Source organism: Methylobacterium currus (genome assembly GCF_003058325.1).
Taxonomy (GTDB): domain Bacteria; phylum Pseudomonadota; class Alphaproteobacteria; order Rhizobiales; family Beijerinckiaceae; genus Methylobacterium; species Methylobacterium currus.
Genome location: NZ_CP028843.1, coordinates 638,986 through 665,772 on the forward strand (window position 1 = coordinate 638,986; position 26,787 = coordinate 665,772).

Annotated in this window: 20 protein-coding genes and 1 other RNA gene; 13 read left to right on the plus strand and 8 right to left on the minus strand. The window is 70.9% G+C overall.

Annotation, left to right across the window (positions count from 1 at the left end):
• Window positions 1-498 precede the first annotated feature (498 nt).
• Window positions 499-2,139, plus strand: coding sequence for a methyl-accepting chemotaxis protein (locus DA075_RS02960; protein ID WP_099956364.1), 1,641 nt, complete (start codon window positions 499-501; stop codon window positions 2,137-2,139).
• Between the two features lie 136 nt (window positions 2,140-2,275).
• Window positions 2,276-2,764, plus strand: coding sequence for a DUF1203 domain-containing protein (locus tag DA075_RS02965; protein ID WP_099951939.1), 489 nt, complete (start codon window positions 2,276-2,278; stop codon window positions 2,762-2,764).
• Window positions 2,765-2,889: 125 nt separating this feature from the next.
• Here the strand turns inward: DA075_RS02965 and DA075_RS02970 are convergent, their stop codons facing one another.
• Together DA075_RS02970 and pepN are read right to left on the minus strand one after the other, a co-directional pair.
• Window positions 2,890-5,241 (minus strand): PAS domain-containing sensor histidine kinase, encoded by a 2,352-nt coding sequence (locus DA075_RS02970; RefSeq protein ID WP_099951940.1) that lies wholly within the window; start codon window positions 5,239-5,241, stop codon window positions 2,890-2,892.
• Between the two features lie 199 nt (window positions 5,242-5,440).
• Window positions 5,441-8,098, minus strand: a complete 2,658-nt coding sequence (pepN, locus tag DA075_RS02975; protein ID WP_099951941.1) for an aminopeptidase N — start codon at window positions 8,096-8,098, stop codon at window positions 5,441-5,443.
• A gap of 184 nt (window positions 8,099-8,282) precedes the next feature.
• Here pepN and gloA point away from each other — a divergent pair, with 184 nt between their 5' ends.
• On the plus strand, window positions 8,283-8,723 hold the full coding sequence (gloA, locus tag DA075_RS02980; protein WP_093567019.1) for a lactoylglutathione lyase: 441 nt from the start codon (window positions 8,283-8,285) through the stop codon (window positions 8,721-8,723).
• 44 nt (window positions 8,724-8,767) lie between these two features.
• Here gloA and DA075_RS36365 read toward each other — a convergent pair whose 3' ends face one another.
• Window positions 8,768-8,938: a hypothetical protein gene (locus tag DA075_RS36365; RefSeq protein WP_164712196.1), complete on the minus strand. Its 171-nt coding sequence runs from the start codon at window positions 8,936-8,938 to the stop codon at window positions 8,768-8,770.
• A 136-nt stretch (window positions 8,939-9,074) separates the two neighbouring features.
• On the opposite strand from DA075_RS36365, the gene rnpB reads away from it, so the two are divergent.
• From rnpB to DA075_RS03025, 9 genes are all read left to right on the plus strand, one after another.
• An RNA gene (rnpB, locus tag DA075_RS02985) (RNase P RNA component class A) lies at window positions 9,075-9,503 on the plus strand.
• A 424-nt stretch (window positions 9,504-9,927) separates the two neighbouring features.
• Window positions 9,928-10,983: a 16S rRNA (cytosine(1402)-N(4))-methyltransferase RsmH gene (rsmH, locus tag DA075_RS02990; RefSeq protein ID WP_099951942.1), complete on the plus strand. Its 1,056-nt coding sequence runs from the start codon at window positions 9,928-9,930 to the stop codon at window positions 10,981-10,983.
• Window positions 10,980-11,429, plus strand: coding sequence for a cell division protein FtsL (ftsL, locus tag DA075_RS02995; RefSeq protein WP_099951943.1), 450 nt, complete (start codon window positions 10,980-10,982; stop codon window positions 11,427-11,429). Before rsmH ends, ftsL begins: the two co-directional genes overlap by 4 nt.
• 167 nt (window positions 11,430-11,596) lie before the next feature.
• Window positions 11,597-13,327 (plus strand): peptidoglycan D,D-transpeptidase FtsI family protein, encoded by a 1,731-nt coding sequence (locus DA075_RS03000; protein ID WP_099956365.1) that lies wholly within the window; start codon window positions 11,597-11,599, stop codon window positions 13,325-13,327.
• Entirely contained in the window at window positions 13,324-14,781 is a 1,458-nt protein-coding gene (locus DA075_RS03005; protein ID WP_099951944.1) for a UDP-N-acetylmuramoyl-L-alanyl-D-glutamate--2,6-diaminopimelate ligase, read from the plus strand. The genes DA075_RS03000 and DA075_RS03005 overlap by 4 nt, the downstream gene beginning before the upstream one ends.
• On the plus strand, window positions 14,778-16,250 hold the full coding sequence (locus tag DA075_RS03010) for a UDP-N-acetylmuramoylalanyl-D-glutamyl-2,6-diaminopimelate--D-alanyl-D-alanine ligase (protein ID WP_099951945.1): 1,473 nt from the start codon (window positions 14,778-14,780) through the stop codon (window positions 16,248-16,250). The genes DA075_RS03005 and DA075_RS03010 overlap by 4 nt, the downstream gene beginning before the upstream one ends.
• 79 nt (window positions 16,251-16,329) lie before the next feature.
• Window positions 16,330-17,415, plus strand: coding sequence for a phospho-N-acetylmuramoyl-pentapeptide-transferase (gene mraY, locus DA075_RS03015; protein ID WP_099951946.1), 1,086 nt, complete (start codon window positions 16,330-16,332; stop codon window positions 17,413-17,415).
• Between the two features lie 204 nt (window positions 17,416-17,619).
• Window positions 17,620-19,008, plus strand: a complete 1,389-nt coding sequence (murD, locus tag DA075_RS03020; protein WP_099951947.1) for a UDP-N-acetylmuramoyl-L-alanine--D-glutamate ligase — start codon at window positions 17,620-17,622, stop codon at window positions 19,006-19,008.
• A 110-nt stretch (window positions 19,009-19,118) separates the two neighbouring features.
• Window positions 19,119-19,937: an endonuclease/exonuclease/phosphatase family protein gene (locus DA075_RS03025; RefSeq protein WP_099951948.1), complete on the plus strand. Its 819-nt coding sequence runs from the start codon at window positions 19,119-19,121 to the stop codon at window positions 19,935-19,937.
• On the opposite strand, the gene DA075_RS03030 is transcribed toward DA075_RS03025, so the two are convergent.
• The 3 genes from DA075_RS03030 to DA075_RS03040 form a co-directional block, all read right to left on the minus strand.
• A complete protein-coding gene (locus DA075_RS03030) occupies window positions 19,870-21,306 on the minus strand; it encodes a phospholipase D-like domain-containing protein (protein ID WP_099951949.1) in 1,437 nt (478 codons plus the stop codon). The genes DA075_RS03025 and DA075_RS03030 overlap by 68 nt on opposite strands.
• A 182-nt stretch (window positions 21,307-21,488) precedes the next feature.
• Window positions 21,489-23,315, minus strand: a complete 1,827-nt coding sequence (gene typA, locus DA075_RS03035) for a translational GTPase TypA (protein WP_099951950.1) — start codon at window positions 23,313-23,315, stop codon at window positions 21,489-21,491.
• A gap of 140 nt (window positions 23,316-23,455) precedes the next feature.
• On the minus strand, window positions 23,456-24,820 hold the full coding sequence (locus DA075_RS03040; RefSeq protein WP_099951951.1) for a TAXI family TRAP transporter solute-binding subunit: 1,365 nt from the start codon (window positions 24,818-24,820) through the stop codon (window positions 23,456-23,458).
• 399 nt (window positions 24,821-25,219) lie between these two features.
• Between DA075_RS03040 and DA075_RS03045 the strand changes: the two genes are divergently transcribed.
• Window positions 25,220-25,480, plus strand: a complete 261-nt coding sequence (locus DA075_RS03045; protein ID WP_099951952.1) for a hypothetical protein — start codon at window positions 25,220-25,222, stop codon at window positions 25,478-25,480.
• Between the two features lie 12 nt (window positions 25,481-25,492).
• On the opposite strand, the gene DA075_RS03050 is transcribed toward DA075_RS03045, so the two are convergent.
• Together DA075_RS03050 and DA075_RS03055 are read right to left on the minus strand one after the other, a co-directional pair.
• Window positions 25,493-25,687, minus strand: coding sequence for a hypothetical protein (locus tag DA075_RS03050; protein ID WP_099951953.1), 195 nt, complete (start codon window positions 25,685-25,687; stop codon window positions 25,493-25,495).
• Window positions 25,688-25,834: 147 nt separating this feature from the next.
• On the minus strand, window positions 25,835-26,635 hold the full coding sequence (locus DA075_RS03055) for a substrate-binding domain-containing protein (protein ID WP_099951954.1): 801 nt from the start codon (window positions 26,633-26,635) through the stop codon (window positions 25,835-25,837).
• Window positions 26,636-26,787: the final 152 nt, after the last annotated feature.

Consider the following 26,787-nt stretch of genomic DNA (forward strand, 5'->3'; position numbering starts at 1 on the left):
GAGACCCGAGGCGGACGAGGCGTTGGCCTGCCGACGCATGTCTGCGGAGGGCGGCCCTGGCTGTCCGACACGCGCGACACGTCGAGCAGCTGTTCCCTCGGCCTCCTTGTCTCCTGACCATCGTAGGGACGGGAACAACCCGCACGATCGAGCGTTGCTGACCGTCGCTCGGCCACGGGCCATGGTGCTCGATGGTGATCGATCGAGGGCGGGCCCCGTTCGTTCGGCGCCCGGCGACCGAAGTCTCCGCGAAGCCGGCGCATCGGTTTTGTCGTGATCGCGCGTGCAAGGGCTCGGGTCCTGCGACGTCGCGCTTCCATCTCTTCTCGATGTCGTTGCGGTGAGCTGTCAGCGAATGCGCTAATTCTTCTGTACGGTGGCACCGCTTTACGCTGTGTTAAAGCTTATAATGCTTCCTTGAGGCTGAACTTTAGCCTCAAGGGGACCGAGCCCGTGCTCGCCAACGTCAAGATCCTCCACAAGCTCACCGCCGCCATCATGCTGGTCGCCGCGGTCGTCGGCGGCTGCGTCTGGTACGCCCAAGGGCGCATGACGGCGATCGACGACGCCTACAGCGTGTTCCTCGTGCGCGAAGCGCGGGCGCCGGCGACGGCCCGGTGGCTCAATCGCATCATCTACACCCTGAACTACGCCGTCATCCGGATCATCGCGGAGCCGGAGCAGGATCTGATGCGCCGCTCGAACGCGACGTTCGACGATGCCTCGTCCGAGATGAAGGCCGTTCTCGTCGAGATGCAGGGACAGGCGCCAACTTTCGCCGGGCGGATCGAGACCTTTGCGACCAGTCTCGACGACTTCACGCGCAAGCTCGACGCGGTGCGCAAGCTGGCGATGGCGGGGAAGAACGCGAACGCCCTCGACCTGTATCACCGCACGATCGACCCGGTCCTCGGCGAGGTGATCCGCGAGTCGAACCAGATCGGCACCGATATCCAGACTTACGTCGCGACGAATTCCAACGACCTGACGTTGCGGACGAATGCGACGCGCCACCAGCTGATCGCGCTCACCGCCCTCGGCATGGTTCTGGGGCTCCTCGCCGTCGGGCTCATCACCGTGCTCGGCGTGACCCGGCCGATCGGCCGCCTCGTGCGCGTGCTCGACCGCATGGCCCATGGCGAGATCGAGGCCGAGATCCCCGAAGCGCGCCGGGGCGACGAGATCGGCGTCATCGGCCGGGCGGTCGAGGGCATCAAGGCGATGGTGGCGCAGAAGGCCGCCGAGCAGGCCGAGATCAAGCGGATCGCCGACGCCGCGGCGGGCGAGGCGCGCCGGCGCACCATGATGGCGCTCGCCGATGGGTTCGAGCAGGCGGTGGGCGGCATCGTCGGCCGGGTCGCGAGCTCGGCCACCGAGCTGGAAGCGACCGCCGGTCAGATGTCCGGGACGGCGACCGAGACGGCGAGTCAGTCCGCCGCGGTCGCCGCCGCCGCCGAGCAGGCCGCGTCGAATGTCGGCACCGTCGCGGCGGCGGCGGAGGAGCTCGGCGCCTCGGTGGCCGAGATCGGCCGCCAGGTCGATGGCTCGGCCGGTCTCGCCAAGGCCGCGGTGGCGGAGGCCGACCGGACCGGGGCCCGGGTGCGCGAGCTGAGCCAGACCGTCAGCCGGATCGGCGACGTCGCCGGCCTGATCTCGTCGATCGCGGCGCAGACGAATCTCCTGGCGCTGAACGCCACGATCGAGGCGGCCCGGGCCGGGGCGGCGGGGCGCGGCTTCGCGGTGGTCGCCGCGGAGGTGAAGGAACTCGCCAGCCAGACCGCGAAGGCGACCGAGGAGATCGGCCAGCAGATCGCGGCGGTGCAGGGCGCCACCGGCGAGACGGTCTCGGCGATCACGGCCATCACCGAGCGGATCCGCGAGATCGACGCGGTGACGGTGGCGATCGCCGCCGCGGTCGAGGAGCAGGGCGTCGCCACCCAGGAGATCGTCCGCAACGTCTCCCAGGCCGCGACCGGCACCGGCGAGGTGACGGGCAACATCGCCGGTGTGGCGGGTGCGGCGGAGGAGACCGGGGCGGCGGCGGCCCAGGTGCTCGCCTCGGCCACCGAGCTGTCGCGACAGTCCGAGCATCTCGGCGCCGAGGTCGCGCGCTTCCTCGCCACGGTGCGGGCGGCCTGACGCTCGAGGCCAGCGATGCAGCCCCGGGCCGGCGCAAGCGGCGCCCGGGGCTCCCTGTCGCGCGTGATTCGGGCGCAAGAAGCGGGATGAGGCGCTGCCCCCCGGACCCATAGGGTTCGCCGCAGGAGGTGACCGAATGACCGCTTTTCAATGCATCCCGATCGCGACCGAGACGGCGGCCCGCTTCCGGGCGACCGGCACGGACGACCGCGGCAACCCGGTCCGGCGGATCGTCGCGACGCCGGGCGGCGGGTTTCCGTGCCGGCACTGCCTGCGTCTCGCCGAGCCGGGCGAGACCGTGCTGCTCGGATCCTACGATCTGCCAAAGCCGCTCGGGATCTACTGGACGCCGAGCCCGATCTTCCTGCACGAGGCGGAGTGCCCCCGCGCCGAGGTCGTCGATGCGATCGCGCCGATCGTGCGGGCGAACCCGCTCGTCTCCGTGCGCGCCTATGACGGCGAGCACCACTGTCTCTACGATCTCGGCCATGTCTGCGCCGGCGCGGAGGTCGACGCGCCCCTTGCGCGGGCGCTCGGCGATCCCCGCACGGCTTTCGTGAACATCCACACGGCGCGGCCGGGATGTCTGCTGGCGCGGGTCGAGCGGGTGTTGGATGGCGCGTGACGCTTGCCGGGAGCGTCGCCGGCCTCCGGCCAGGCTCAGGCGCCGATCAAGTGCACCTCACGAAACCCCCGCCGTACCGACCCCGCCAATGCGGGCGACGATGATCGGGAGTTTGGTGAGAGACACTAAGCCCCGATCTCGGCCGCCGCGTCCCGCGCCTCGGCCGCGTCGTTGAGGCCGGGCCGCGGCAGGCGCACCAGCACGATCGTGCCGGTGCCTTCCTCGGAGCGGATGCGCAGGCCCCCGCCATGGAGCTCCGAGAGCGAGCGGGCAATGGCCAGCCCGAGGCCGGAACCCTTGTAGCTGCGGGCGAAGTTGGTCTCGACCTGCTCGAACGGATAGCCGAGCTTCGGCAAAGCCGTCTTCGGGATGCCGATGCCGCTATCCTCGACGAAGATGTGGACCGAGTCGATGGCGCGCCGCGTGCGCACCGCGACCCGGCCCGCCTCGGGGGTGAACTTCACGGCGTTCTGCAACAGGTTCACCAGGATCTGGTGCAGGGCGCGCTCGTCGGCCATCACCAGCGTGTCGGCGCTCATCTCGACGCTGACGGTCAGGCCCTTGGCCCGGGCCGGCTCGGCGATCAGCTTGAGGGCACGCTCCAGGGCCTCGCTCACCGCCACCGGCTGCTTGGCGAGCTTCACCCGGCGGGCGTCGATCCGCGACATGTCGAGGATGTCGTCGATCACCGACAGCAGGTAGTGGCCGCTCGACCGGATGTCGCGGCAATATTCGCGGTACTTCTCGGAGCCGAGCGACCCGAACACCTCGCTCTCCATCACCTCGGCGAAGCCCAGGATGGCGTTGAGGGGAGTGCGCAGCTCGTGGCTCATATTGGCCAGGAACTCGGACTTGGAGCGGTTGGCGCTCTCGGCCTGGGCCTTCTGGTCGAGGTAGCGCTCGGCCAGGTCGGCGAGCTGCTGGGTCTGGATCTCGAGGGTCCGGCGCGAGCGCTTGAGGTCCGCGATGGTGGCGATGAGCTGGCGTTCCGATTCCACGAGCCGCTCCTGGTGCCGTTTCAGGGCCGTGATGTCGGTGCCGACCGAGACATAGCCGCCGTCCTTGGTGCGGCGCTCGCTGATCTGCAGCCAGCGCCCATCGGCGAGCTCGGCCTCGAAGGTGCGGGCTCCCGCTTCCGGGAACTCGCCGGCGGGGATCTCGCGCCGCACGGTCGGCAGGGCGGCGCGCCCCATGATGGCGTCGTAGCGCCGGCCCGGCTGGGCCTCGTCGGAGGTCAGGGCGTGCAGGCGCCGGAACTTCGAGTTGCACAGGACGAGACGGTTTTGCGCGTCCCAGAGCACGAAGGCCTCGGACACCGCCTCGACGGCGTCGCGCAGGCGCATGTCGGCGGTGGCGGTGGATTCGGCGAGGCGGCGCTGCTCCGAGATGTCGATGACGATGCCGACCAGATGGCGGCCATTGTCCTCCAGGTCCTGCACGATCTCGGCCCGGGCCTTGAGCCAGACCCACTCGCCGCCGGCGGCGCGGATGCGGAACTCGTGATCGACGGTGGTGTCGCGGGCGGCGAGCTGGCGGGCCAGCCCGTAGAGGTCGGTGTCGTCCGGGTGGACCAGGGCGTTGACGTCGCCGAAGGACAGGAATTCCTGCTCCCGGGCGTAGCCGAGGAGCTGATACATCGAATCCGACCAGTAGATCCGGCCGCGCGGGATGTCCCAGTCCCACAGGCCGCAGCGGCCGCGGCCGAGCGCGGTGTCGAGGCGCTGGCGCACCTGCTCGCAGACCCGGTCGACGGCGCGGGCCCGGTCGGCCTGGAGCGCGTAGGCGAGGCCGGTGCAGACTACCACCAGGGTCACGGCACCGACCAGCACCGCGGCGATGCGCGCCCGCCCGGCCCAGAGGGCGGTGACCGAATCGAGGGTCTGCACCACCGCGACCTGGGTGATCCCGGCACCGCCCGGCACCGCCCGCACCGTCGCCAGCGCCCGCTCGCCGCTGCCGAGCACCACCGGGAGCACGCCGGCACGCTCGCCCATGATGCCGAGCACCTGCACCTCGCCGACGAACTCGCCGAAGCTGCGCGGCAGGCCGGACTGCTCCGGCAGGGAGGCGAGGATCGCGTCGTCGGCGCCGATCAGGAGCACGCTGCGGCCCGTGGGCAGGCCGCCGGGCGGCAGCAGGCGCACCAGCCGCTCGCGCAGGGCGGCCGGGGCCATCACCTCCGACGGCACCGCGCCGGAGGACCGGGCGAGGGAGGCCGGCAAAGTCCCGGCCATCAGGCGGGCCACCAGGTCGATGTCGCGCCGCGCATCGCCGACCACCTCCTCGCGGTGGCCGGAGAGCTGCAGGACGGTGACGGTGCCGAGGCAGAGGAGGAATGCCGCCAGCATCGCCGGGACAGCGAACCGGAGCCAGGATTCCGCATGGGCGAGGCGCTGGTGCGCGGCCTTCGAAACCCGGCTGATCCCGAGGATCGTCGCGGCACGCGCCGACAAGGGGGCGGGATCCGCCTCCAGCATACCCAAACCCCCAACGGAACAAAAAGACAGATGCCGCGGAGGTTCCCGGCAGGCCCCCGAATCGAGGCTCAATCTGGCATTTCCACAAGCATTTTGTCCAGCGCCTCGCGCCGTGGAAATGAAGTGTTAACCAGTGATCGGAACGCGCGCGTAAGCCGGAGATGGCGCGGTTCTACCAGCAGTCACAAGAGGTTGTGCATCATGTCATCGATGCGAGCGATCGCCCGGCGATGTCACTGACGTCGGGGGAGAGGCCCGGCGCCTCGGCCACCCGCCGCAAGGCGGCCTCCGCCCGCAGGCGGCGCCCGCTCTCGACCATACGCCAAGTATTGAAAGCAGTTAGCAGCCGCGCCGCGACTTGGGGATTTTTTCCGTCGAGGGCCAGCACCACCTCCGCCGTGAGGTCGTAGCCGGCCCCGTCCGGGCGATGGAACTGCGTCGGGTTGTTGAGGCTGAAGCTGGCGATCAGCGAGCGGACCCGGTTCGGGTTGCCCAGCGAGAAGGCCGGATGGCCCATCAGCGAGCGGACCCGGTCGAGCGTCCCGGCCTCCGGGATCATCGCCTGGAGGGCGAACCACTTGTCGAGCACCAGGGGCTCGTGGCGATAGGCCTCGCCGAACCGGGCGAGCGCCGCCTCCCGGGCCTCGCCCGGCACCAGGCTCAGGGTCGCGAGCGCCGCGAGGCGGTCGGTCATGGTCGTGGCGGCGTCGAGCTGGGCGAGCGCCAGCGTCGTGCCGTTGCCCGGATCGGCCGCGGTCACGAGATCGAGAGCGGCGTTGCGCAGCGCCCGGCGGCCGGCGCTGGCGGCGTCGGGGCTGAAGGGCGCCCCCGGCGCCTCGGCCAGCGCGTCGCGCAAGGCGAGGAGCCGGGGCCCGAGATCGCGGCCGAGCTGCAGCCGCAGCGTCTGGCGCGCGCGCCAGATCGCGTCGGGATCGACCTCGGATCCCAGGGTCTGCGCCACCTCCTGCTCGCTCGGCAGCGTGAGGACCAGGGCGGCGAAGGCGGGATCGGCCAGGGCCTCGCCGTCGAGGAAGGTCGCGAGGGCACGGGCCAGGCCTGCGCCCCCCGGCCCGGCCTCGGGGTCGAGCGGCGCGCCGGCCTTGGCGCGGCCGACCAGCACCTCCAGGGCGAGGCTCTGGGCCGCCTGCCAGCGGTTGAAGGCGTCGCTGTCATGGGCGAGCAGGGTCAGGCGCTCGTCCCGGGTGAGCGCGTGCTCGACCTTCACCGGGGCCGAGAAGCCGCGGAACAGCGACGGCACCGGCGCCGCCGCGACTCCCGTGAAGACGAGGCTGTCTTCCGCCCTCTCGAGCACGAACACGCCGTCGCGCACCCGCTCGGACACGGCCTCGACCGCTCCGCCCTCCGGCGCGACGAGGCCGAGCGCGACCGGGATCACCAGGGGCCGCGGCGCGGCGCTCGCCGCGGCCTCGGTCGCGACCAAAGGCAGGCTCTGGCGGAAGGTGAGGGTGTAGGTCCGCGCGGCCGGATCGTAGCCGCCCGCCACCGCGACGGTCGGCGTGCCGGCCTGCTCGTACCAGCGGGCGAAGGCGGCGAGATCCTGCCCGCTCTCCGCCGCGAAGGCGGCGAGGAAATCCTCCACCGTGGCGGCGGTGCCGTCGCAGGTCGAGAAGTAGCGGTCCATGCCGCGCCGGAAGGTCTCGGGGCCGAGCAGGGTGCGCAGCATCCGGACGATCTCGGCGCCCTTCTCGTAGACCGTCGCGGTGTAGAAGTTGTTGATCTCGCGATAGGCCTGCGGCCGCACCGGGTGGGCGAGCGGCCCGGCATCCTCCGGGAACTGGCGGGCGCGCAGCGTGCGCACCTCGGCGATGCGGTGGACCGGGCGCGAGCGCTCGTCGGAAGAGAATTCCTGATCGCGAAAGACCGTCAGGCCTTCCTTGAGGCAGAGCTGGAACCAGTCGCGGCAGGTCACCCGGTTGCCGGACCAGTTGTGGAAATACTCGTGGGCGATGATCGCCTCGATGTTGGCGTAGTCCGCGTCGGTGGCGGTGTCGGGACTGGCCAGAACGTACTTGTCGTTGAAGATGTTGAGGCCCTTGTTCTCCATCGCGCCCATGTTGAAGTCGGAGACCGCGACGACGTTGAAGACGTCGAGGTCGTAGGCGCGGCCGAAGCTGCGCTCGTCCCAGGCCATCGAGCGGGCGACCGCATCGAGGGCGAAGCCGGCGCGCGCCTCCTTGCCGGGCTCGACATAGACGGCGATCTCGACGTCCCGCCCCTCCATGGTGGTGAAGCGCGAGCCGACCCGGCCGAGTCGGCCGCCGACGAGGGCGAACAGGTAGGCGGGCTTCGGGTGGGGGTCGTGCCAGACCGCGTAGTGGCGGGTCAGGCCGACCTCGCCCTGCCCGACGGGGTTGCCGTTGCCGAGCAGCACCGGCGCCTCGTGCCGCTCGGCCTCGATCCGGGTGGTGTAGACCGCCATCACGTCCGGCCGGTCGAGGAAATAGGTGATGCGCCGGAAGCCGTCCGCCTCGCACTGGGTGCAGTAGACGCCGTTCGAGCGGTAGAGCCCCATCAGCTTGGTGTTGGCGCTCGGGTTCACCTGCGTCTCGATTTCGAGCACGAACGGGCGCTGGGGCGGCTGGTGCAGGGTGAGCGCCCGGGGCGTCACCGTGATCGCGCCGGGGCCGGTCGGCTGCCCGTCAAGGGCGATGGCGAGCAGCGTCAGCTCGTCGCCGTCGAGGTGAAGCGGCGCGCCGGGCTCGCCGGCCGGGTTCGGGCGGAGCGCCAGCGTCGCGGTGACCCGGGTCTCGGTCGGATGCAGCCGCACGTCGAGGTTGACGCGGTCGATCAGGTAGTCGCTCGGGCGGTAATCGGCGAGGCGAACGATCGTCTGCATCAGGGTTCCTCGGCGGTCTCACGGGGCGCGACGCAAGGAGAGAGCCTTTGCACCGGCGCCGGCCGCAGCGCAACGCGGGATCCGTCCCGGGTCTTGGCCCTCCCCGCCGGTCGCGGGGCGCCCTAGCTACGACGCCGGATCCGGCGCCCGGCACGGGCGCCCCGACACGCAAGGATGGAGCGCCATGGAATACCTGCACACGATGGTCCGCGTCGCCGATCTCGACAAGGCGCTCGACTTCTACTGCAACAAGTTCGGCCTCCAGGAGGTGCGCCGCACCGAGAGCGAGAAGGGCCGCTTCACCCTGGTCTTCCTCGCCGCCCCGGGCGATGCCGCGCGGGCGAAGGACACCAAGTCGCCGCTGCTCGAACTCACCTACAACTGGGATCCGGAGGAGTATACCGGCGGGCGCAACTTCGGCCACCTGGCCTATCAGGTCGACGACATCTACGCGACCTGCCAGAAGCTCCAGGATGCCGGCGTGACCATCAACCGCCCGCCGCGGGACGGCCACATGGCCTTCGTGCGCTCGCCCGACGGCATCTCGATCGAGATCCTCCAGAAGGGCGGCGCGAAGCCGCCGCAGGAGCCCTGGGCCTCGATGCAGAATACCGGCAGCTGGTAGGAACCGGCGGGCGGGCCGAACGCGGCCCGCCCCCTCGCAGATCCTTACGCCTCGGCCGCCGGCGTGAGGCCGAGCTCGGCCAGCTTGGCGTGGATCGCCGTGACCGGGCGCTTGAGCTTCAGGCTCATCACCGAGGCCGAGACGCCCTCGCGCGCCATGGCCTTGAGCTGCTGCACGGTCTCGAGCGTCCAGCCCGCCTCGATGTTCTCGCTCATCAGGGTTGCCTCCGTTCTCGCGGCCGCGTCGCGGCGGCCTTGAGACCGGCAGGTAGGAAGGCGTCGCGGCGCGGCAACCCATCCGGACGGTGCTCCCGCCTTGACGTGGGCGCTCCCGCATCGCACATCGGCCCCGTCAGCCGGCCGGGCGGCCGCTCCGGTCCTGTCAGCGGGTTCGCCCGTGCGCGGGATCGGGGAGGAAAGTCCGGGCTCCATGAAGAGACGGTGCCGGATAACGTCCGGCGGGGGCGACCCCAGGGACAGTGCCACAGAGAGCAGACCGCCGGGCGGGCCGCGAGGCCCGCGCCGGTCAGGGTGAAAGGGTGCGGTAAGAGCGCACCGCGGACGCGGCAACGCGGACGGCACGGCAAACCCCACCGGGAGCAAAACCGAATAGGGGCGGCACGCGCGAGGAATCGCGCACGGCCTTCTTCAGGCCCGTCGCCCGGGTTGGTTGCTCGAGGCGGCCGGCAACGGCCGTCCCAGAGGAATGGCCGCCACGTCCGGGGGATCCTCGCGGATCCGCCGGGCCATACAGAACCCGGCTTACAGGCCGGCTGATACCCAGCTCAAAAACCCCGTCCTAGGGCCGCCGCAGCTGAAATCCAGCGGGCGCGAGGCATCATCGAGGTAGAGCCCGCGCCTGCGGGCAAACAGGTCGGCGCGGCTCCACTTTCCGGCGACACGCGCGAGCATCACAAGCCTTCGTTAACCTTGCTGGCCTCTGATGGCACAGGGGCGGGTGCTGCCCGCCGCGTGTGCCCTCGCGTTGACGACCCCAGAGGCCCATGATACCCCGAGCCACCCCGTCCACGGCGATTCCAGCATCGGCGGCCGCCGCCCGCGAAAGCGGGCGTGATGGTCGCGCGTCGATGTCGGGCGTGGGCAAAGCGGCGCCCTGGCGCCGATCCCGGCCGGCCTCGGCCCGGCTCGTGCGGACAGCGGAGCACCATGGATCGTCACGTCTCAATGCGCGCCCGCGGCGCGGGATGGGTCGTCGTCTCGGTCGAGTTGGGGTGCAGGTCGTGACCGACGCCGCCCCCCACATCCCGGTCCTGCTGGACGAGGTCCTGACCGCCCTGCGCCTCGGCGCCGGCCCGGCTCGCGTCATCGACGGCACCTTCGGGGCCGGCGGCTACACCAAGGCGATCCTGGCCGCCGATCCGCGAAACCGCGTCCTCGCCATCGACCGCGACCCCACCGCCATCGCGGCCGGCCAGGCCCTGGTCGAGGCGGAGGCCGGGCGGCTCGTCCTGGTGCAGGGCCGCTTCGGCGACCTCGACGCCATCGCGCGCGACCACGGCTTCGCGCAGGCCGACGGCGTCGTTCTCGATATCGGGGTCTCGTCGATGCAGCTCGACCAGGCGGAGCGGGGCTTCTCGTTCCGCCATGACGGCCCCCTCGACATGCGCATGGAGCGGGCGGGCGAGAGCGCCGCCGACCTCGTCAACGAGGCCTCCGAGGCGGCTTTGGCGGACGTCATCTATCATTACGGCGAGGAGCGCCGGGCCCGCGCCGTGGCCCGCGCCCTGATCGAGGCGCGCCGGCGCGGCCGCATCGAGACCACGGCGGCGCTCGCCGAGATCGTCGCGGGCGTCGTGCGGGCGGAGCCCGGCAGCGGCATCCACCCGGCGACCCGGACCTTCCAGGCCCTGCGCATCGCGGTGAACGACGAGCTCGGCGAGTTGCAGCGGGCGCTCCACGCCGCCGAGCATACCCTGCGGCCGGGCGGCCGCCTCGCGGTGGTCACCTTCCACTCGCTGGAGGACCGGATCGTGAAGCAGTTCTTCTCGGCCCGCAGCGGCCGGGCGGTCACCGCCTCGCGCCACCTGCCGATGGCGGCCCAGCCCGCCCCGCGCAGCTTCACCCTCGCCACCAAGGGCCCGGTCGCGGCCGGCGAGGCCGAGTGCCGGGCCAATCCCCGCGCCCGCTCGGCCAAGCTCCGCGCCGGCGAGCGCACCGACGCGCCCGCGCCGCCGCCGCTGACGGCGCTCGAGGCCCTCGCCTCCCTGCCCGAGACCCAGACCCGGGGAGGGCGCCGGTGATCCGCCTCCTGCACCTCGCGGCGATCGCCGGGCTGATCGCCTCGGCCATCTACGCCTACTCGATCAAGTACGACACGCTCTACCAGGCCGAGCAGGTCGCCAAGCTGAAGACCCGCCTGCGCAAGGAGCGCGACGCGATCGCGGTCCTGCGGGCCGAATGGCAATTGCTCACCCGGCCCGACCGGCTGCAGGGCGCCGTCGACAAGTACCTGCAGCTCGAGCCGATCGGCACCGCCCATCTCGGGCGCCTCGCCGACCTGCCGGCCAAGGCCGATCGCGGCGACGAGATCGCCCGCAAGCTCGAGGCCCTCGGCCTCGGCGCCACGGCGACGCCCGCCGCCAAGGAGCGCGCGCCCTCCACCACCGCCGCCCGCAGCGAGGAGCCCCGCACCACCGGCTCCACGTCCACCCCCACCCGCACCGTCACCCCGACGGCCAAGAGGTAGGCGCCGTGACCCAGGACCAGGATTTCCAGGCTCACGATCCCCAGGCTCACGACGCCCCAATCACCGAGGTCGGTGCGGCCGAGGTCGGTGCCGCCGACATCGATCCGGCGCGGACGCTCGTCGAGGAGCCCGCTCCGCCGGCGGCAGCCCGGCGCAGCCTCGCGGAGATGCTGCGCGGCGGCGTCGTGGCGATGTTCCGCCTCTCGGTGGAGCGCAGCGCCGCCCGCGTCGGCCTCGTCGGCCTCGTCTTCGGCGCGGTGTTCCTCGCCCTGATGGGCCGGCTCGTCAGCTTCGCCCTGCTGCCGGACGATCCGGGCACCGCCTCCGCCCGCCGGGCCGAGGCCGGCGGCACCACCCAGGTGCGGCCCGACATCATCGACCGCAACGGCGAGATCCTCGCCACCGACATCCGCACCGTCTCGGTCTTCGCCGAGCCGAAGAACATCTACGACAAGGACGAGGCGGTCGAGCTTCTCACCGCGGTCCTGCCGGAGATCAACGCCCGCGACCTGCGCGAGAAGCTCTCCACCAAGAAGGGCTTCGTCTGGGTCAAGCGCGAGATCACCCCGCGCCAGCAGGCCGAGGTGCACCGCCTCGGCATCCCGGGCGTCGGCTTCCTGGCCGACCACAAGCGGGTCTATCCGAACGGCACGGCGGCCGCCCACATCCTCGGCGTGACCAACCTCGACAATGTCGGCATCGCCGGCATCGAGAAGTATATCGACCGCCAGGGCCTGCGCGATCTCAACAGCCTCGGCTTCGTCGAGAAGTCGGCCGACATGGCGCCGGTCCAGCTCTCGATCGACCTGCGCGCCCAGCACGCGGTGCGCGACGAGCTGGCCTGGGGCATGGAGCATTACCGCGCCAAGGCGGCGGCCGGCCTGATCCTCGACGTGACCACCGGCGAGGTGATCGCGCTCGCCTCGCTGCCGGACTTCGATCCCAACGAGCCGAAGGACGCCCTCGATCCCGACCGGATCAACCGGATGAATGTCGGCGTCTACGAGATGGGTTCGACCTTCAAGGCGATGACCCTCGCCATGGCGCTCGATTCCGGGAAATTCAACGTCAACTCGACCTTCGACACCCGTGGCGGCGTGCTGCATTGGGGTCGGCAGAAGATCCACGAGTACCACGGCACCAACCGGGTCATCACGATGCCGGAGGTGTTCACCCACTCCTCCAACATCGGCTCGGCCAAGATGGCCCTCGGCATCGGCGTGCCCGGCCACAAGGCCTTCCTCAAGAAGATGGGCCTGCTCGACCGCCTGCGCACCGAATTGCCGGAGAGCGCCGAGCCGATCATCCCGCCGCGCTGGACCGAGATCAACACCATCACGATCGCGTTCGGCCACGGCCTCGCGGTGGCGCCGCTCCAGGCCTCCGCCGCGGTGGCGGCGATCGCCAATGGCGGCTTCCTGATGACGCCGACCTTCCTCAAGCGGGGCGAGGCCGAGGCGCGCGAGAAGGCGACGCAGGTGCTCTCGCCCCAGACCAGCGAGGCGATGCGCTACATCATGCGCCTCAACGCCACCGAGGGCTCGGCCAAGAAGGCGGCGATCCCCTACTACTATGTCGGCGGCAAGACCGGCACCGCCGAGAAGGTGATCCGCGGCCGCTACGTCAAGAACCGGCTGTTCACCACGTTCATGGCGGCGGCGCCGATGGACAAGCCGAAATACCTGTTCGTCACCATCATGGACGAGCCGCAGGCGGTGGCGGCGGAATCCGGCTCCTACGCCACGGCGGCCTGGAATTCCGGCGTCGTCACCGGGCGGGTGATCGCCCGCGTCGCCCCGATCCTCGGCCTGCCGCCGCAATTCGAGCCGCCGGTGAAGCCGTTCCCGCTGATGGTCAAGCTCGGCGCCTACCACGTCAACCAGCTGGACGGACGATGAGCCTCACCCTCGGCGACCTCTTCCCGGAGGCCGGTCCGGCGGCCGGCCTCCCCGTCACCGGCCTCACCGCCGACAGCCGCAAGGTCGAGCCCGGCTTCGTGTTCCTGGCCGTGCCCGGCACCGCCGCCGACGGGCGGCTCTTCGCCGCCAAGGCGGCGGCGGCCGGCGCAGTCGCGATGGTCGCGCAAGGCGAGCGCCCGGCCGACCTGCCGGAATCCGTCGCCTACATCGAAGTCCCCGATGCCCGTGCCGCGCTCGCCGCGGCCGCTTCCCGCCTGCATCCGGGCCAGCCCGGGACGGTCGTCGCGGTCACCGGCACCAGCGGCAAGAGCTCGGTGGCGGATTTCGTGCGCCAGATCTTCGGCCGCCTCGGCCGCGAGGCGGCGAGCCTGGGGACCCTCGGCGTCATCACCACGAGCGGGGCCGCCTACGGCTCGCTCACCACGCCCGACCCGATCACCCTGCACGAGACCCTCGACCGGCTCGCCCGCGACGGCGTCACCGAACTCGCCATGGAGGCCTCCTCGCACGGCATCGAGCAGAGCCGCCTCGATGGCGTGCGCCTCACGGCCGCCGGCTTCACCAATCTCGGCCACGACCACCTCGACTATCACGGCACGCCGGAGGCCTATCTCCAGGCCAAGCTGCGGCTGTTCACGACCCTGCTGCCGGAGGACGGTACGGCAATCGTCAATGCCGACGGTCCGCAGGGCCAGGCGGTGATCGCCGCCGTGCGCGAGCGCGGCCTGCGGCTCGTCACCACCGGCCGGGCCGGCGAGGGGATCCGCCTCGTCTCCGCCCGCACGGAAGGCTTCGCCCAGCGCCTCGCGATCGCGGTCGGGGATACGACCCACGAAGTCGACCTGCCCCTCGTCGGGGCGTTCCAGGTCGAGAACGCGCTGCTTGCCGCCGGACTCGTGCTGGCGACCCCGGCCGGGGCCGGGCGCGAGGCCGAGGTGATCGCGGCGCTCGGGCACCTTGCCGGCGTGCCGGGTCGGCTGGAACGGATCGGCACGGTGCGGGACGCGCTCTGCATCGTCGACTACGCCCACAAGCCCGACGCGCTCGCCAACGTCCTCGATGCGCTGCGCGCCTTCACCACCGGGCGCCTCGTCTGCGTCGTCGGCTGCGGCGGCGACCGCGACCGGGCCAAGCGGCCGCTGATGGGCCGCATCGCGGCCGAGAAGGCCGACCGCGTCATCGTCACCGACGACAATCCCCGCAGCGAGGACCCCGCCACGATCCGCGCCGCGATCCTGGCGGCGGCGCCGGGCGCCGAGGAGATCGGCGACCGGGCGCAAGCGATTCGGGCGGCGGTGCGCGACCTTCGCGCCGGCGACGTGCTGGTTGTAGCCGGCAAAGGTCATGAAACCGGCCAGATCATCGGCGACCGGACGTTGCCCTTCTCCGACCGCGACGCGGTCCTGAGCGCGATCGAGGAGTCCCGCGCATGACCGAGCCACTCTGGACCCTGATCGACGCCGCCGCCGCCATGGGCGGCCGCGTCGTCGCGGATGCTGACGCGCCGCAAAACCTGTCCGGAATCTCGATCGACACCCGCACCCTGAAGGTCGGGGACCTGTTCTTCGCCATCCGCGGCGAGGCCCGCGACGGCCACGACTTCGTGCGCGACGCGCTCGCCCGCGGCGCCGGCGCCGCGGTGGTGGCCGAGGAGCGGGCCGCCGACCTCGCCGAGGCCGGGCCGCTGATCGCCGTCCCCTCCCGTGACGAGGCAAGCGACGGGGATGCCGTGCTCGCCGCCATGCGCGGCCTCGCCGTGGCGTCGCGGGCGCGGACCGCGGCGCGGGTCCTCGCCGTCACCGGCTCGGTCGGCAAGACCGGCACCAAGGAGGCCCTGCGCCACGTGCTCGCGGCGCAAGGCGCCACCCATGCCTCGGTCGCCTCCTACAACAACCATTGGGGCGTGCCCCTTACGTTAAGCCGGATGCCGGCCTCGAGCGAGTTCGGGGTATTCGAGATCGGCATGAACCATGCCGGCGAGATCGCTCCCCTGACCCGCCTGGTGCGGCCCGAGATCGCGATCGTCACCACGGTCGAGCCGGTCCATATCGAGCATTTCCGCTCGCTGTCGGGCATCGCCGACGCCAAGGGCGAGATCTTCTCCGGCCTGGAGCCCGGCGGCGTCGCGATCATCAACCGCGACAACCCGAATTTCGAGCGCCTGAAGGCCCATGCGCTCGCCTCCCGCGCCGGCCGGGTGGTGAGCTTCGGCGAGCACCGCGAGGCCGATGTCCGCGCCGAGCGCATCGTGATGCGGCCCGACCTGTCGATCGTCGACGTGCGGGCGATGGGAGTGACCGTCACCTACCAGCTCGGCACGCCGGGCCGGCACACGGCGCTGAACTCGCTCGCCGTCATCGCCGCCGTGCAGGCGCTCGGCGCCGACTTGGCGCTCGCGGCCCTGTCGCTGGCGCAGCTGCGCCCGCCGGCCGGGCGCGGCGCCCGCCACCTCCTGCAGGTCGGCGACGGCGAGGCGCTTCTCGTCGACGAGAGCTACAACGCCAACCCGGCCTCGGTGCGGGCGGCGCTCAGCACGCTCGCCGGGGTCGAGTCCGCCGGCCGCCGCATCGCGGTCCTCGGCGACATGATGGAACTCGGGACCGAGGCGCCCCGCCTGCACCGCGAGCTGGCCCAGGCGGTCGAGGAGCACGGCATCGACCTCGTCTTCACCGCCGGCCCGCTGATGCAGGAGCTGTTCGAGGCGCTGCCGACCGCCCGCCGCGCCGGCGCCCGCGCCAGCTCGGCCGAGCTCGTCGATCCGGTGGTCGCGGCCCTGCGGCCCGGCGACGCCGTGATGGTCAAGGGCTCGAACAGCACCCGCATGGGCCGGATCGTCGAGGCGCTCAAGGCCCGCTACGGCGGGGCTGCGGACCAGGACCTCGCCGTCGGCCGGTCCGGCTGAGCCAACCTTCAGGAATCTGTCGCAGCGTTGCGGGCATAAGCCCGACGTTGCCGCTCGCCTACGATCGGATGCCTTCGGGATGCTCTACCTCCTCTCCGACCTGAGCGGCGTGTTCTCGCCGCTCAACGTCTTCCGCTACATCACCTTCCGGACCGGCGGCGCGCTGTTCACGGCGGGCTTCTTCGTGTTCTGGTTCGGGCCCTGGATCATCTCGCTCCTGCGCCTGCGCCAGGGCAAGGGCCAGCCGATCCGCGAGGACGGCCCGCAATCGCACCTGCTGACCAAGCGCGGCACTCCCACCATGGGCGGGCTGATGATCCTGGCCGGCGTGATGGTGGCGGTCCTGCTCTGGGCCAACCCACGCAACCACTACGTCTGGATCGTCATGATGGTGACGCTGGGCTTCGGCGCCATCGGCTTCTACGACGATTACCTCAAGGTCACGAAGCAGAGCCACAAGGGCTTCTCCGGCAAGTTCCGCCTCGGCCTCGAAGCCCTGATCGCGATCGCCGCCTGCGTCGCGGTGGCGGAATATTCCGCTCCGGGCCTCGCCTACCGGCTCGCCTTCCCGGTCTTCAAGGACGCGATCATCAATCTCGGCCTGTTCTACGTCGCCTTCGCGGGCTTCGTGATCGTGGGCGCAGGCAACGCCGTCAACATCACCGACGGCCTCGACGGGCTGGCCATCGTGCCGGTGATGATCGCGGCGGCCACCTTCGGGATCATCGCCTATCTCGTCGGCAACGTGATCTACGCCTCGTACCTCCAAGTGAACTACGTCCCGGGCACCGGCGAGCTGGCCGTCGTCTGCGGCGCGCTGATCGGGGCGGGCCTCGGCTTCCTGTGGTTCAACGCGCCGCCGGCCCAGATCTTCATGGGCGATACCGGCTCGCTGGCGCTCGGCGGGCTTCTCGGCACCGTTGCGGTGGCGACCAAGCACGAGATCGTGCTCGGCATCGTCGGCGGCCTGTTCGTGCTGGAGATCCTGTCCGTCATCATCCAGGTCGCCTCGTTCAAGCTCACTGGCAAGCGCGTCTTCCGCATGGCGCCGATCCACCACCATTTCGAGCAGAAGGGCTGGAAGGAGCCGCAGGTGGTGATCAGGTTCTGGATCATCGCGGTGGTGCTGGCGCTGCTGGGTCTGGCGACGCTGAAGCTGCGGTAGGGCGATTCGCGACCTCAACACCCTGTCCCGGACGACTGGAGCGTCGGCGGAGGGAGATCCGGGAAAGGGGAGGTGGCCGGTCGGTCCCACCCTCCGCCGCGCGGCACAGCTTGACGAAGCCTCGCTCCGCGTCTCACTAACCGCCTGAGAGACGCGCCGGGCGCCGGCCCGGCGCCGCCCCCGGTGCGAAGGCCCGATCGACGCATGACACCCTCCACCACCTTCGCCGGCCGATCCGTCGCATTGTTCGGGCTCGGCGGCTCGGGCCTCGCCACGGCACTCAGCCTCAAGGCCGGCGGTGCCCGGGTGATCGCCTGCGACGACAACCCGGCGCGGATGGAGGCGGCGGCCCGGCAGGGCATCGAGACCGGCGACCTGAGGCAGGCCGCGTGGACGGATTTCGCCGCGCTGATCCTCGCCCCCGGCGTGCCCCTGACCCATCCGGCGCCGCACTGGACGGTGGACCTCGCCAAGGGCGCCGGCATCCCGGTGATCGGCGACATCGAGCTCTTCTGCCGCGAGCGCGCGGCTCTCTGCCCCGAGGCGCCCTTCGTCGCCATCACCGGCACAAACGGCAAGTCGACCACCACGGCGCTGATTGCCCACGTGTTGGCGCAGGCCGGCCGCGACGTGCAGATGGGCGGCAATATCGGCACGGCGATCCTGTCGCTGGCGCCGCCATCGAGCGACCGGGTCCACGTGATCGAGCTGTCCTCGTTCCAGATCGACCTGACGCCGTCGCTGGCACCGACGATCGGGGTGCTGCTCAACCTCACGCCGGACCATCTCGACCGTCACGGCGACATGACGCATTACGCCGCCATCAAGGAGCGGCTGGTGACCGGCGCCGCCCACGCGATCATCGGGGTCGACGACGCTTTCTGCCGGGCGATCGCGGAGCGCCGGGCGGGCAAGCTGACCCGGGTGCATGTCGGCGAGGCGGGGGAGGGGCCCGGGATCCTCGCCCGCAACGGGATCGTCGTCGACGGGCTCAGGGAGCCGGCGGAGCCGGTGGCCGATCTCTCGGGCATCGGCTCCTTGCGCGGCGCCCATAACTGGCAGAACGCCGCCATCGCCTACGCGGTCGCCCGTGAACTGGGCGTCACGGTGGACGCCTTCGCGGCAGCGCTCGCGACCTTCCCGGGGCTCCCGCACCGGATGGAGGAGGTCGGCTGCCGGGGCGCCGTCCTGTTCATCAACGATTCGAAGGCCACCAACGCCGACTCGACCGAGAAGGCGCTCTCGGCCTTCCAGCGCATCCACTGGATCCTCGGCGGCAAGCCGAAGGAGGGCGGCATCGCGAGCCTCGCGCCGTACTTCCCCCGCGTCGCCCACGCCTACCTGATCGGCGCGGCGACCGAGGACTTCGCCGCCACCCTCGACGGACAGGTGCCGTTCAGCCGTTGCGGCACGCTCGATGCGGCCGTCGCCGAGGCCGCTGCCGCCGCGGAGCGGGACGGAACGGGCGAAGAGGTGGTGCTGCTCTCGCCGGCCTGCGCCTCCTACGACCAGTTCCGCAGCTTCGAGGATCGCGGCGACCAGTTTCGTGCGCTCGTAAGAGCTTTGCCGGGCCTGCGCGCCCCAGGCGCCTGACGCACATTTCCCTCGATCGGCAAATCGGCGTATGCCGCATTGCGCCGAGCCAGCCCGATTCACCTCGCGCCATCGTGCCGGCTCATTCCGAGCGCTTCGCAAGCGGTGTCATGTTGCCCCCCCAACGCTTCCTGCCTGCCGAGACTCCGGCCACGCCCGGCCACGCCCCACACCGGCCTGGTCCGCGCAAGATCATCAGCTGGAACCTGCTGCGGCGGACCGGCGCGACCGTCGACGCCCTCGAGGCGCTGATCGCGCACGAGAAGCCGGACCTGCTGCTGATGCAGGAGGCGACCGTCGACATCACGGAGCTGCAGGTCCGGGTCGGCGGGCACTATGCCTGGGCGCCGCTGCCGCGCCGCATCCACGGCCTCGCCATGTGGAGCCCGACGCCCTGGCCGCGCCCGCCCGAGGTGGTGACCCTGCCGTCGGGCGCGCTGATCGACCGGGTCTGCCAGATCCTCGATCTCGGCACCTTCGGGGTCGCCAATGTCCATCTCTCGCACGGCCAGGTGCTCAACCGTCGCCAGCTGCGCCGCATCGCCCAGCACCTGCCGGTGCGCGCCGCGGTGCTCGGCGACTACAACATCGTGGGGCCGGCCCTGCTGCCGGGCTTCCACGATGTCGGGCCGCGCCATCCGACCCACGCCATGGTCGACCTCCTTCCCCTGCGCCTCGACCGCTGCCTCGTGCGCGGGCTGACCTGCCGGGGCCAGGCGGTGCTGCCCCGCGGCGCCTCCGACCACCGGCCGATCGTGGTCCATCTCGAACCCGGCAACCCGCAAGGGAGGCGCGAGCCCCTGCGAGACCGCATCGAGGCGTTTCGCGACCGGGCCGAGGATTTCCGCAAGCGCGCGCCGCTCAAAGATATGGCAGCAGCAATCGCACGCCGGCGTCGCGCAGGCGGACGGCCATCCCGCGAGAGTTGAGGTCCGCGCTCGTCAGGCGCTGCTCCATCTTGGCCCGCATCAGCCCGTCGAGGTCGGCCGCGAAGTCGGAATCATAGATCTCGACATTGAGCTCGAAGTTGAGCCGGAAGCTGCGGCTGTCCCAGTTGGCGCTGCCGACGAAGCACCAGGCATCGTCGACCACCATCAGCTTGGAATGGTCGAAGGGCGGCCGGTCGAGCCAGATCCGCACGCCCGCTTCCAGGAGTGGCCCGACATGGGCCCGCGTCGCCCAGTCGACCACCCGGTGGTTGCTCGCCTGCGGGATGATGACGTCGACGGTGACGCCCCGCATCGCCGCGAGGCCGAGCGCCGTCAGCAGCGTCTCGCTCGGCAGGAAATAGGGCGTGGCGAGGCGGACCGAGCGCCGGGCGGTGGCCACCGCCTCCAGCACCACGAACTCGATCTTCTCGATGTCGGCGTCGGGCCCCGAGGTGACCACCCGGGCGAGGGAGGACCCGGCCGGCGGAATCTCCGGAAACCAGGCCGGTCCCTCCAGGTCCTCGCCCTTGACGAAGGCCCAGTCGCGCCAGAAGGCCTGGGCGAGCTGGCCGACCACCGGGCCGTCGATGCGGAAATGGCTGTCGCGCACCGGCTCCGGCGGGTCCTTCGCCATGACGTTCTCGTCGGCGATGTTGACCCCGCCGACGAAACCGACCCGGCCGTCGATCAGAAGAAACTTCTTATGGGTGCGCAGGTTCAGGAACGGCATCCGCCAGGGCAGCGCCGAGTGCATGAACAGGCCGGCCGGGATCCTTAAGCTCCGCAGGCGCCGGTACATCGCCGGGAAGAAGTAGCCGCTGCCGATGCCGTCGATCAGCACGCAGACTGCGACGCCCCGCGCCTTGGCGGCGGCGAGCGCCTCGGCGAAGGTCCGGCCGCTGTCGTCGTCGCGCATGATGTAGCTCGACAGCGCGACGCTCGTCCGCGCCTCGCCGATCGCCGCCAGCATCGCCGGGTACGCCTCATCGCCGTGGCGGTAGCGCCGGATGCGGTTGCCGGCCACCAGCGGCAGGCCGCTGATCCTCTGCACCGCCTGCTTCAGGGGCTGGAACGCGTCGGGCACCTCGGCCACCGGCGGCGGCGGGGCGCCGGGCCGGGGACCGGGCAGCACCGGCAGGCGGCGGGCGCGCCGGGTCACCCGGTTGATGCCGAACATCACGTAGAGCAGGCTGCCCATGAGCGGCGAGAGCCAGGCCAGGCCGATCCAGCCGATCGCCGCGCTTACCTCGCGCTTGTTCATCAGCGCGTGCACCGTGACGATGACCGCGATGGCGAGGCCGATCGGCGCCAGCACGTCGGCCCGGATCGACGTCAGAATCCCGAGCCAGCGGTAGATCTCGTGTTCCACACGGCCTCCTGCCGGCGTTGTCCGGGGATGCGTCCGGCGCAGGACAAAGGGCAGAGATCACGGGATACGGGAGGGCGGTGCGGGAATCCACACAGGTCCGTCGGCCGTCCACCGTCCGCCATGAAAAATCCCCCGCCCCGGGGAGGGGCGAGGGACAAGATCTCAGGCGTGCCTGCGAGCGATCAGGCGCTCAGCGCTTCCTTGGCCCGCTCCGCCCGCTTGCGGTCGTTCGGGTCGAGCACGGCCTTGCGCAGGCGGATCGACTTCGGGGTCACCTCGACCAGCTCGTCGTCCTGGATCCAGGCGAGCGAGCGCTCGAGCGTCATGCGGATCGGCGGGGTCAGGCGCACCGCCTCGTCCTTCGAGGTGGTGCGGATGTTGGTGAGCTTCTTGCCCTTGAGCACGTTCACCTCGAGGTCGTTCTCGCGGTTGTGCTCGCCGATGATCATGCCCTGGTAGACCTTCCAGCCCGGCTCGATCATCATCGGGCCGCGATCCTCGAGGTTCCACAGCGCGTAGGCCACCGCCTCGCCCTGGTCGTTGGACATCAGCACGCCGTTGCGACGGCCGGCGATCTCGCCCTTGTAGGGCTCGTAGGCCTTGAACAGCCGGTTCATGATCGCGGTGCCGCGCGTGTCGGTCATCAGCTCGCCCTGGTAGCCGATCAGGCCGCGGGTCGGAGCGTGGAAGACGAGGCGCAGGCGGTTGCCGCCCGACGGGCGCATCTCGATCATGTCGGCCTTGCGCTCCGACATCTTCTGCACGACGACGCCGGAATACTCCTCGTCGACGTCGATCACGACCTCCTCGACCGGCTCCAGCGTCTCGCCGGCCTCGTCCTTCTCGAACACGACGCGGGGGCGGGAGACCGCGATCTCGAAGCCCTCGCGGCGCATGGTCTCGATCAGGATCGCGAGCTGCAATTCACCGCGGCCCGAGACGTAGAACGAGTCCTTGTCGGCGGCTTCCTCGATCTTGAGCGTGACGTTGCCCTCGGCCTCCTTGAACAGGCGGTCGCGGATCATGCGGCTCGTGACCTTGTCGCCCTCGGTGCCGGCGAGCGGAGAATCGTTCACGATGAACGACATCGTCACGGTCGGCGGATCGATCGGCTGGGCCTGGATCGGGGTCTCGACGGCGGGATCGCAGAAGGTGTCGGCCACGGTGCCCTTCACGAGGCCTGCGATCGACACGATGTCGCCCGCCTCGCCGACCTCGATCGGCTGGCGCTCCAGGCCGCGGAAGGCCAGGATCTTCGACACGCGGCCGGTCTCCACGACCTTGCCCTCGCGGTCGAGGACCTTGATCTGCTGGTTCGGCTTCACCGTGCCCGAGGCGATGCGGCCGGTGATGATGCGGCCGAGGAACGGGTTGGCCTCGAGCAGGGTCCCGAGCATCCGGAACGGGCCGTCCTCGGTCTTGGCCGGCGGAACGTGCTCGAGCACCAGGTCGAAGAGCGGGGCGAGGCCGTCCTCCTGCGAGCCTTCCGGCGAGGTCGCCATCCAGCCGTTGCGGCCCGACCCGTACAGGATCGGGAAGTCGAGCTGCTCGTCGGTGGCGTCGAGCGCCGCGAACAGGTCGAACACCTCGTTCACCACCTCGGTGATGCGGGCGTCCGGCCGGTCGACCTTGTTGACCGCCACGATCGGGCGCAGGCCGATCTTGAGCGCCTTCGAGACCACGAACTTGGTCTGCGGCATCGGGCCCTCGGCCGCGTCGACCAGCACGATCACGCCGTCGACCATCGAGAGGATGCGCTCGACCTCGCCGCCGAAATCGGCGTGGCCGGGGGTGTCGACGATGTTGATGCGGGTGTCCTTCCAGACCACCGAGGTGGCCTTGGCCAGGATGGTGATGCCGCGCTCCTTCTCGAGGTCGTTCGAGTCCATCGCACGCTCCTCGACCCGCTGGTTCTCGCGGAACGAGCCGGATTGCTGGAGCAGCTTGTCGACCAGGGTCGTCTTGCCGTGGTCGACGTGGGCGATGATGGCGATATTGCGCAGCTTCATGGGATATCCGAAGCAAACAAAGCCCGGCACGCCGCGGGCCGCCAGGATGGCAGCCGGACGCATCGAGCCGGGGAAAAACTGTTGCGTCGCAATATAAGGTGTGGCGCCTCTTCGCAAGAGGGCACCCGTCTCCGAATGGGTCACTCCGCCGCGGTCGTGAGCGAGTCCCGCCCGCGCTCATGATGCTGGGACTGCCGCTCCAGCAGCACGGCCCGGCGCTCCGCGATGGCCCGCCTCGCCTGGTCGAGACCGAGGGTGAAGGCCGCCACCCCGGCATTGTCGATGGCGCCGGTGCCGGCCCGGGCCAAAGCCGCGGCCAGGATCTCGTCGGCCTGGCGCTCGAGGTCGGCGAGCTCCAGCACCTCCTCGACGTCGCGGCTCGCCCGCACGATGGCGAGTAGCTGGCGCAGCAGCGCCATGTCCCTGGCCCGCGAGCGGTTGGCCGCCCGCGACACCAGCGTGGCGGCGGCGGAGCCTAGGATCGAGACGCACATCACCATCAGGTAGAACCAGTCGCCGTAGCGCTCGAAGAAGCTCTCGACCTCGCCCTCGTAATAGGCCTGAGCCCCGGGATGGACCGGGAGCGACGCGCTCTTCGAGGTGTCGGGCGCCTCGATCTGGTTGGCGAGCGGCACCTCGACGGCGAGGCCCGGACGGTTGACGAAGAGCAGCCGGGTCAGCTCCGACACCACCGAATCGGACAGGTGGGCCTGGGCCACCAGCCGGTGGCTGACCCCGATCGTCGCGACGGTCTCGGCCGGGCGCGGCGGCGTGCCGCCGAAGGTGCCGCGGGCGATCTCGACGCTCTCCAGGGCCGGCCAGCGCCGGGCCAGCACCGCCGCCTCGCCGATCGGGATGAAGTTCGGGGTGCTGCCGGTGGAGGTCCCGTCTCCCGATTCTCCGTTTCTCTTGGCGATGCTCGCCACCACCTCGCCGGCGGTGCGCCCGGTGAGCGGGCTCACCACCATCACGGCGTCGACCCGGTGCTCGCGCAACGCCTCGCCGGCCTCGTGCCCGTCGCCGATCGGTACGATCGTGACGGCGTCGGCCGGAATGTCGTAATGCTCCAGGATGGTGGCGAGCAGCCGGGTGTTGCCGGAGGGGTTGCGCACGATCCCGACCCGGCGCCCCCGCAGGTCCGGCACGGCGGCGAGCGACGGATCGGTCGCCAGCAGCAGCACTGCGTTGCGATGGAGGATCGCCACCGTCTGGGTGTTCGCCGGGATGCCGACGTCGGAGCGCACTACCGCGAGGTCGGCCTTGCCCCTCTCGGCCAGGCCCGCGCTCTCGGCGACTCCCCCCGTCGCGACGGGCCGCAGGCGCACGTCCTCGTGGGTGCGGGCCAGCGACTGCGCCACCGCCGCGACGAGGCGCGCATCCTCGCTGCCCGACGGGCCGACCGCGACGCGCAGGGTCGTCGGCTGCCCGAGCCACTGATAGGCGAGCAGGCCCGTCGCCACGAGGGCGAGGAGAGTCGCGAGGACGATGGGAACGTGGCGCCGCATGGGTCTTCAATGGCGGGGCGGGGCGGGGTTCGGCAATCCGGCCGATTGGCGCGGGTGGTCCTACGCCCGGCCGGGATCGGACCAGTTCCGCTTCGCCTGCACGCGCCGCCGAGGAGCGAGCGCCACCCAAGGTTCAGCGCGCATGCAAGCCCGCCGATCAATGCTGTGCTATCGCAATCCGGGCGAGCAGATTCGCCTACGCAGGCATACGCAGTGGCTTCGGCCAAGAGACATATCTCAATCACGGCGCGTATCCGATCAGATATGAACGCACGCTGATGGAGATTTTCTAGATTATTTCTTCTCCATCTTCATCTCATTCAGGGCCAGAAAAGGGGAGAATCCATGAGGAGGGGGAGGGCGTTTCCAGTCAGGGAAGCGATCACGAAAGTCACTGCGGTGTCCTCCATCCTCGCCCGCGCGACGCATATCGTCGTGACGAGCGCCGGATTCGGGCAAGCAGCCCCTCGTCTGCCGGTTGCTCTCGTGATCGAGGTGCCGCTCTTCGTGACCGCTGCCGCGATGACGGTCAATCTGCTTCTGCTCGATGTCCAGCTGCCGATCGTCCGGCGCGTCATCGCCTCGCTGGGCAGCCGGAGAGGTCGGCCGGCCCGTCCGGTCGACCGGCGACCGGACCTCTTCGGCAGCGATCCTCTGTGACCGGCGCCTGCCTCACACCGCTCCCCGCAGCCCCAGGGCGATCACCGCCAGGATCGCCGCGCCGAGCGCCGGGCCCACGGTCGCGATCACCAGGGCGCCCGGATGGTAGCCCGGAGCCGCGAGGTAGCGCTGATGTCCGCCCGTCTCCTGCCGGAGCAGCGGCGCAGAAAGCCGCGCCGCCGCTCCGGGTGTCCGACCCTGCCGCATGATGCCGTCCCCGCCCGCTTGGCCGCCCCGTCCGGGGCGGCGCGAGACCTGTTGTGTGAGGCCCATCAGGCACCTGGCGGCGTGAAGAGGTGGTGAATCCGATCCCTCGCATTCTCCTTGTCGTGAATCGGGGGTTAGCGCGCCGGGTCAGCGCCCCTTGATCGGGTCGAGGCCCGTCGCGGCGACGGCCGCGGCGTTCTCCGGGGCGGAGAGCCAGGCGATCAGCGCCTTCGCCTCCTCCGGATGGGCGGCGCCCTTCGGGATTCCGGCCGAGAACACCGTCACCTGCTGCACCTCCGCCGGGACCGGCCCGACGATGGTGATGCCCTTGACCGGCTTCAGCTCGCTCAACTGCTGGAAGCCGAACGCGGCATCGCCCCGGGCGACGACGGTGCCGACGCGCTCGGCGACGATCATCCGGCTCTTGCCCGCCAGCTGGTCGTGCAGGCCGAGCTTCCGGAACATCTCCGTCTCGATGTAGACGCCGCTGGCGCTGTCCGAATAGGCGATCGAGGGGGCGGCGAGCAGCGCCTGCTTGAAGTGCTCCAGGTCGTGGATGTCCGGCACCGGCGCCCCGGCCTTGACCGCGAGGCCGATGCGGGAATCGGCGAGCGCGACCTTGCTGCCGGGCAGGATCCTCCCGTCCTTGTCGAGTCCGTCGAGGGCGTAGCCGACCATGATCAGCACGTCGGCCGGTTCTCCCCGCGCCAGGCGCACGGGGATCGCCTCCGGCGCCGTGCCCATCGAGGGGCCATAGGCGGTCTCCACCGTATTGCCCGTCTTCGCCTCGAACCCCGGCACCAGGGCCTGGTAGGCGGCGGTGAAGCCGCCGGAGATCATCACCCGGATCTCCGCCGCCCGGGCCGGGGCGGCGAGGACGAGCCCGGCCAGCAGGCCGGCGGTCAAGCGGGCGAGGGCGGTTCTCCGGCGCAGTGTCGTCGTGGTCATGGCTTCCTCCCGGGCGCGTTCGTCCGCAGCCACTGGCGATGGTCGCCCGTCCGACAGGCCTGCTCCACCGACTTTCCGGAACGAACGCTCACTGGGCGCGGATTTCGCGGGATTAGATTTTCCTGTCAAACGTGCCGGCGATGGCGGTAGAG

Excerpts from the sequence above, each read along its gene's own strand:
- DA075_RS02960 (WP_099956364.1), top strand. The coding sequence starts at position 499 with ATGCTGGTCGCCGCGGTCGTCGGCGGCTGCGTCTGGTACGCCCAAGGG.
- DA075_RS02965 (WP_099951939.1), top strand. The coding sequence starts at position 2,276 with ATGACCGCTTTTCAATGCATCCCGATCGCGACCGAGACGGCGGCCCGC.
- DA075_RS02970 (WP_099951940.1), bottom strand. The coding sequence starts at position 5,241 with ATGCTGGAGGCGGATCCCGCCCCCTTGTCGGCGCGTGCCGCGACGATC.
- pepN (WP_099951941.1), bottom strand. The coding sequence starts at position 8,098 with ATGCAGACGATCGTTCGCCTCGCCGATTACCGCCCGAGCGACTACCTG.
- gloA (WP_093567019.1), top strand. The coding sequence starts at position 8,283 with ATGGAATACCTGCACACGATGGTCCGCGTCGCCGATCTCGACAAGGCG.
- DA075_RS36365 (WP_164712196.1), bottom strand. The coding sequence starts at position 8,938 with ATGAGCGAGAACATCGAGGCGGGCTGGACGCTCGAGACCGTGCAGCAG.
- rsmH (WP_099951942.1), top strand. The coding sequence starts at position 9,928 with ATGGGTCGTCGTCTCGGTCGAGTTGGGGTGCAGGTCGTGACCGACGCC.
- DA075_RS03000 (WP_099956365.1), top strand. The coding sequence starts at position 11,597 with ATGCTGCGCGGCGGCGTCGTGGCGATGTTCCGCCTCTCGGTGGAGCGC.
- DA075_RS03005 (WP_099951944.1), top strand. The coding sequence starts at position 13,324 with ATGAGCCTCACCCTCGGCGACCTCTTCCCGGAGGCCGGTCCGGCGGCC.
- DA075_RS03010 (WP_099951945.1), top strand. The coding sequence starts at position 14,778 with ATGACCGAGCCACTCTGGACCCTGATCGACGCCGCCGCCGCCATGGGC.
- mraY (WP_099951946.1), top strand. The coding sequence starts at position 16,330 with ATGCTCTACCTCCTCTCCGACCTGAGCGGCGTGTTCTCGCCGCTCAAC.
- murD (WP_099951947.1), top strand. The coding sequence starts at position 17,620 with ATGACACCCTCCACCACCTTCGCCGGCCGATCCGTCGCATTGTTCGGG.
- DA075_RS03025 (WP_099951948.1), top strand. The coding sequence starts at position 19,119 with ATGTTGCCCCCCCAACGCTTCCTGCCTGCCGAGACTCCGGCCACGCCC.
- typA (WP_099951950.1), bottom strand. The coding sequence starts at position 23,315 with ATGAAGCTGCGCAATATCGCCATCATCGCCCACGTCGACCACGGCAAG.
- DA075_RS03040 (WP_099951951.1), bottom strand. The coding sequence starts at position 24,820 with ATGCGGCGCCACGTTCCCATCGTCCTCGCGACTCTCCTCGCCCTCGTG.
- DA075_RS03050 (WP_099951953.1), bottom strand. The coding sequence starts at position 25,687 with ATGCGGCAGGGTCGGACACCCGGAGCGGCGGCGCGGCTTTCTGCGCCG.
- DA075_RS03055 (WP_099951954.1), bottom strand. The coding sequence starts at position 26,635 with ATGACCACGACGACACTGCGCCGGAGAACCGCCCTCGCCCGCTTGACC.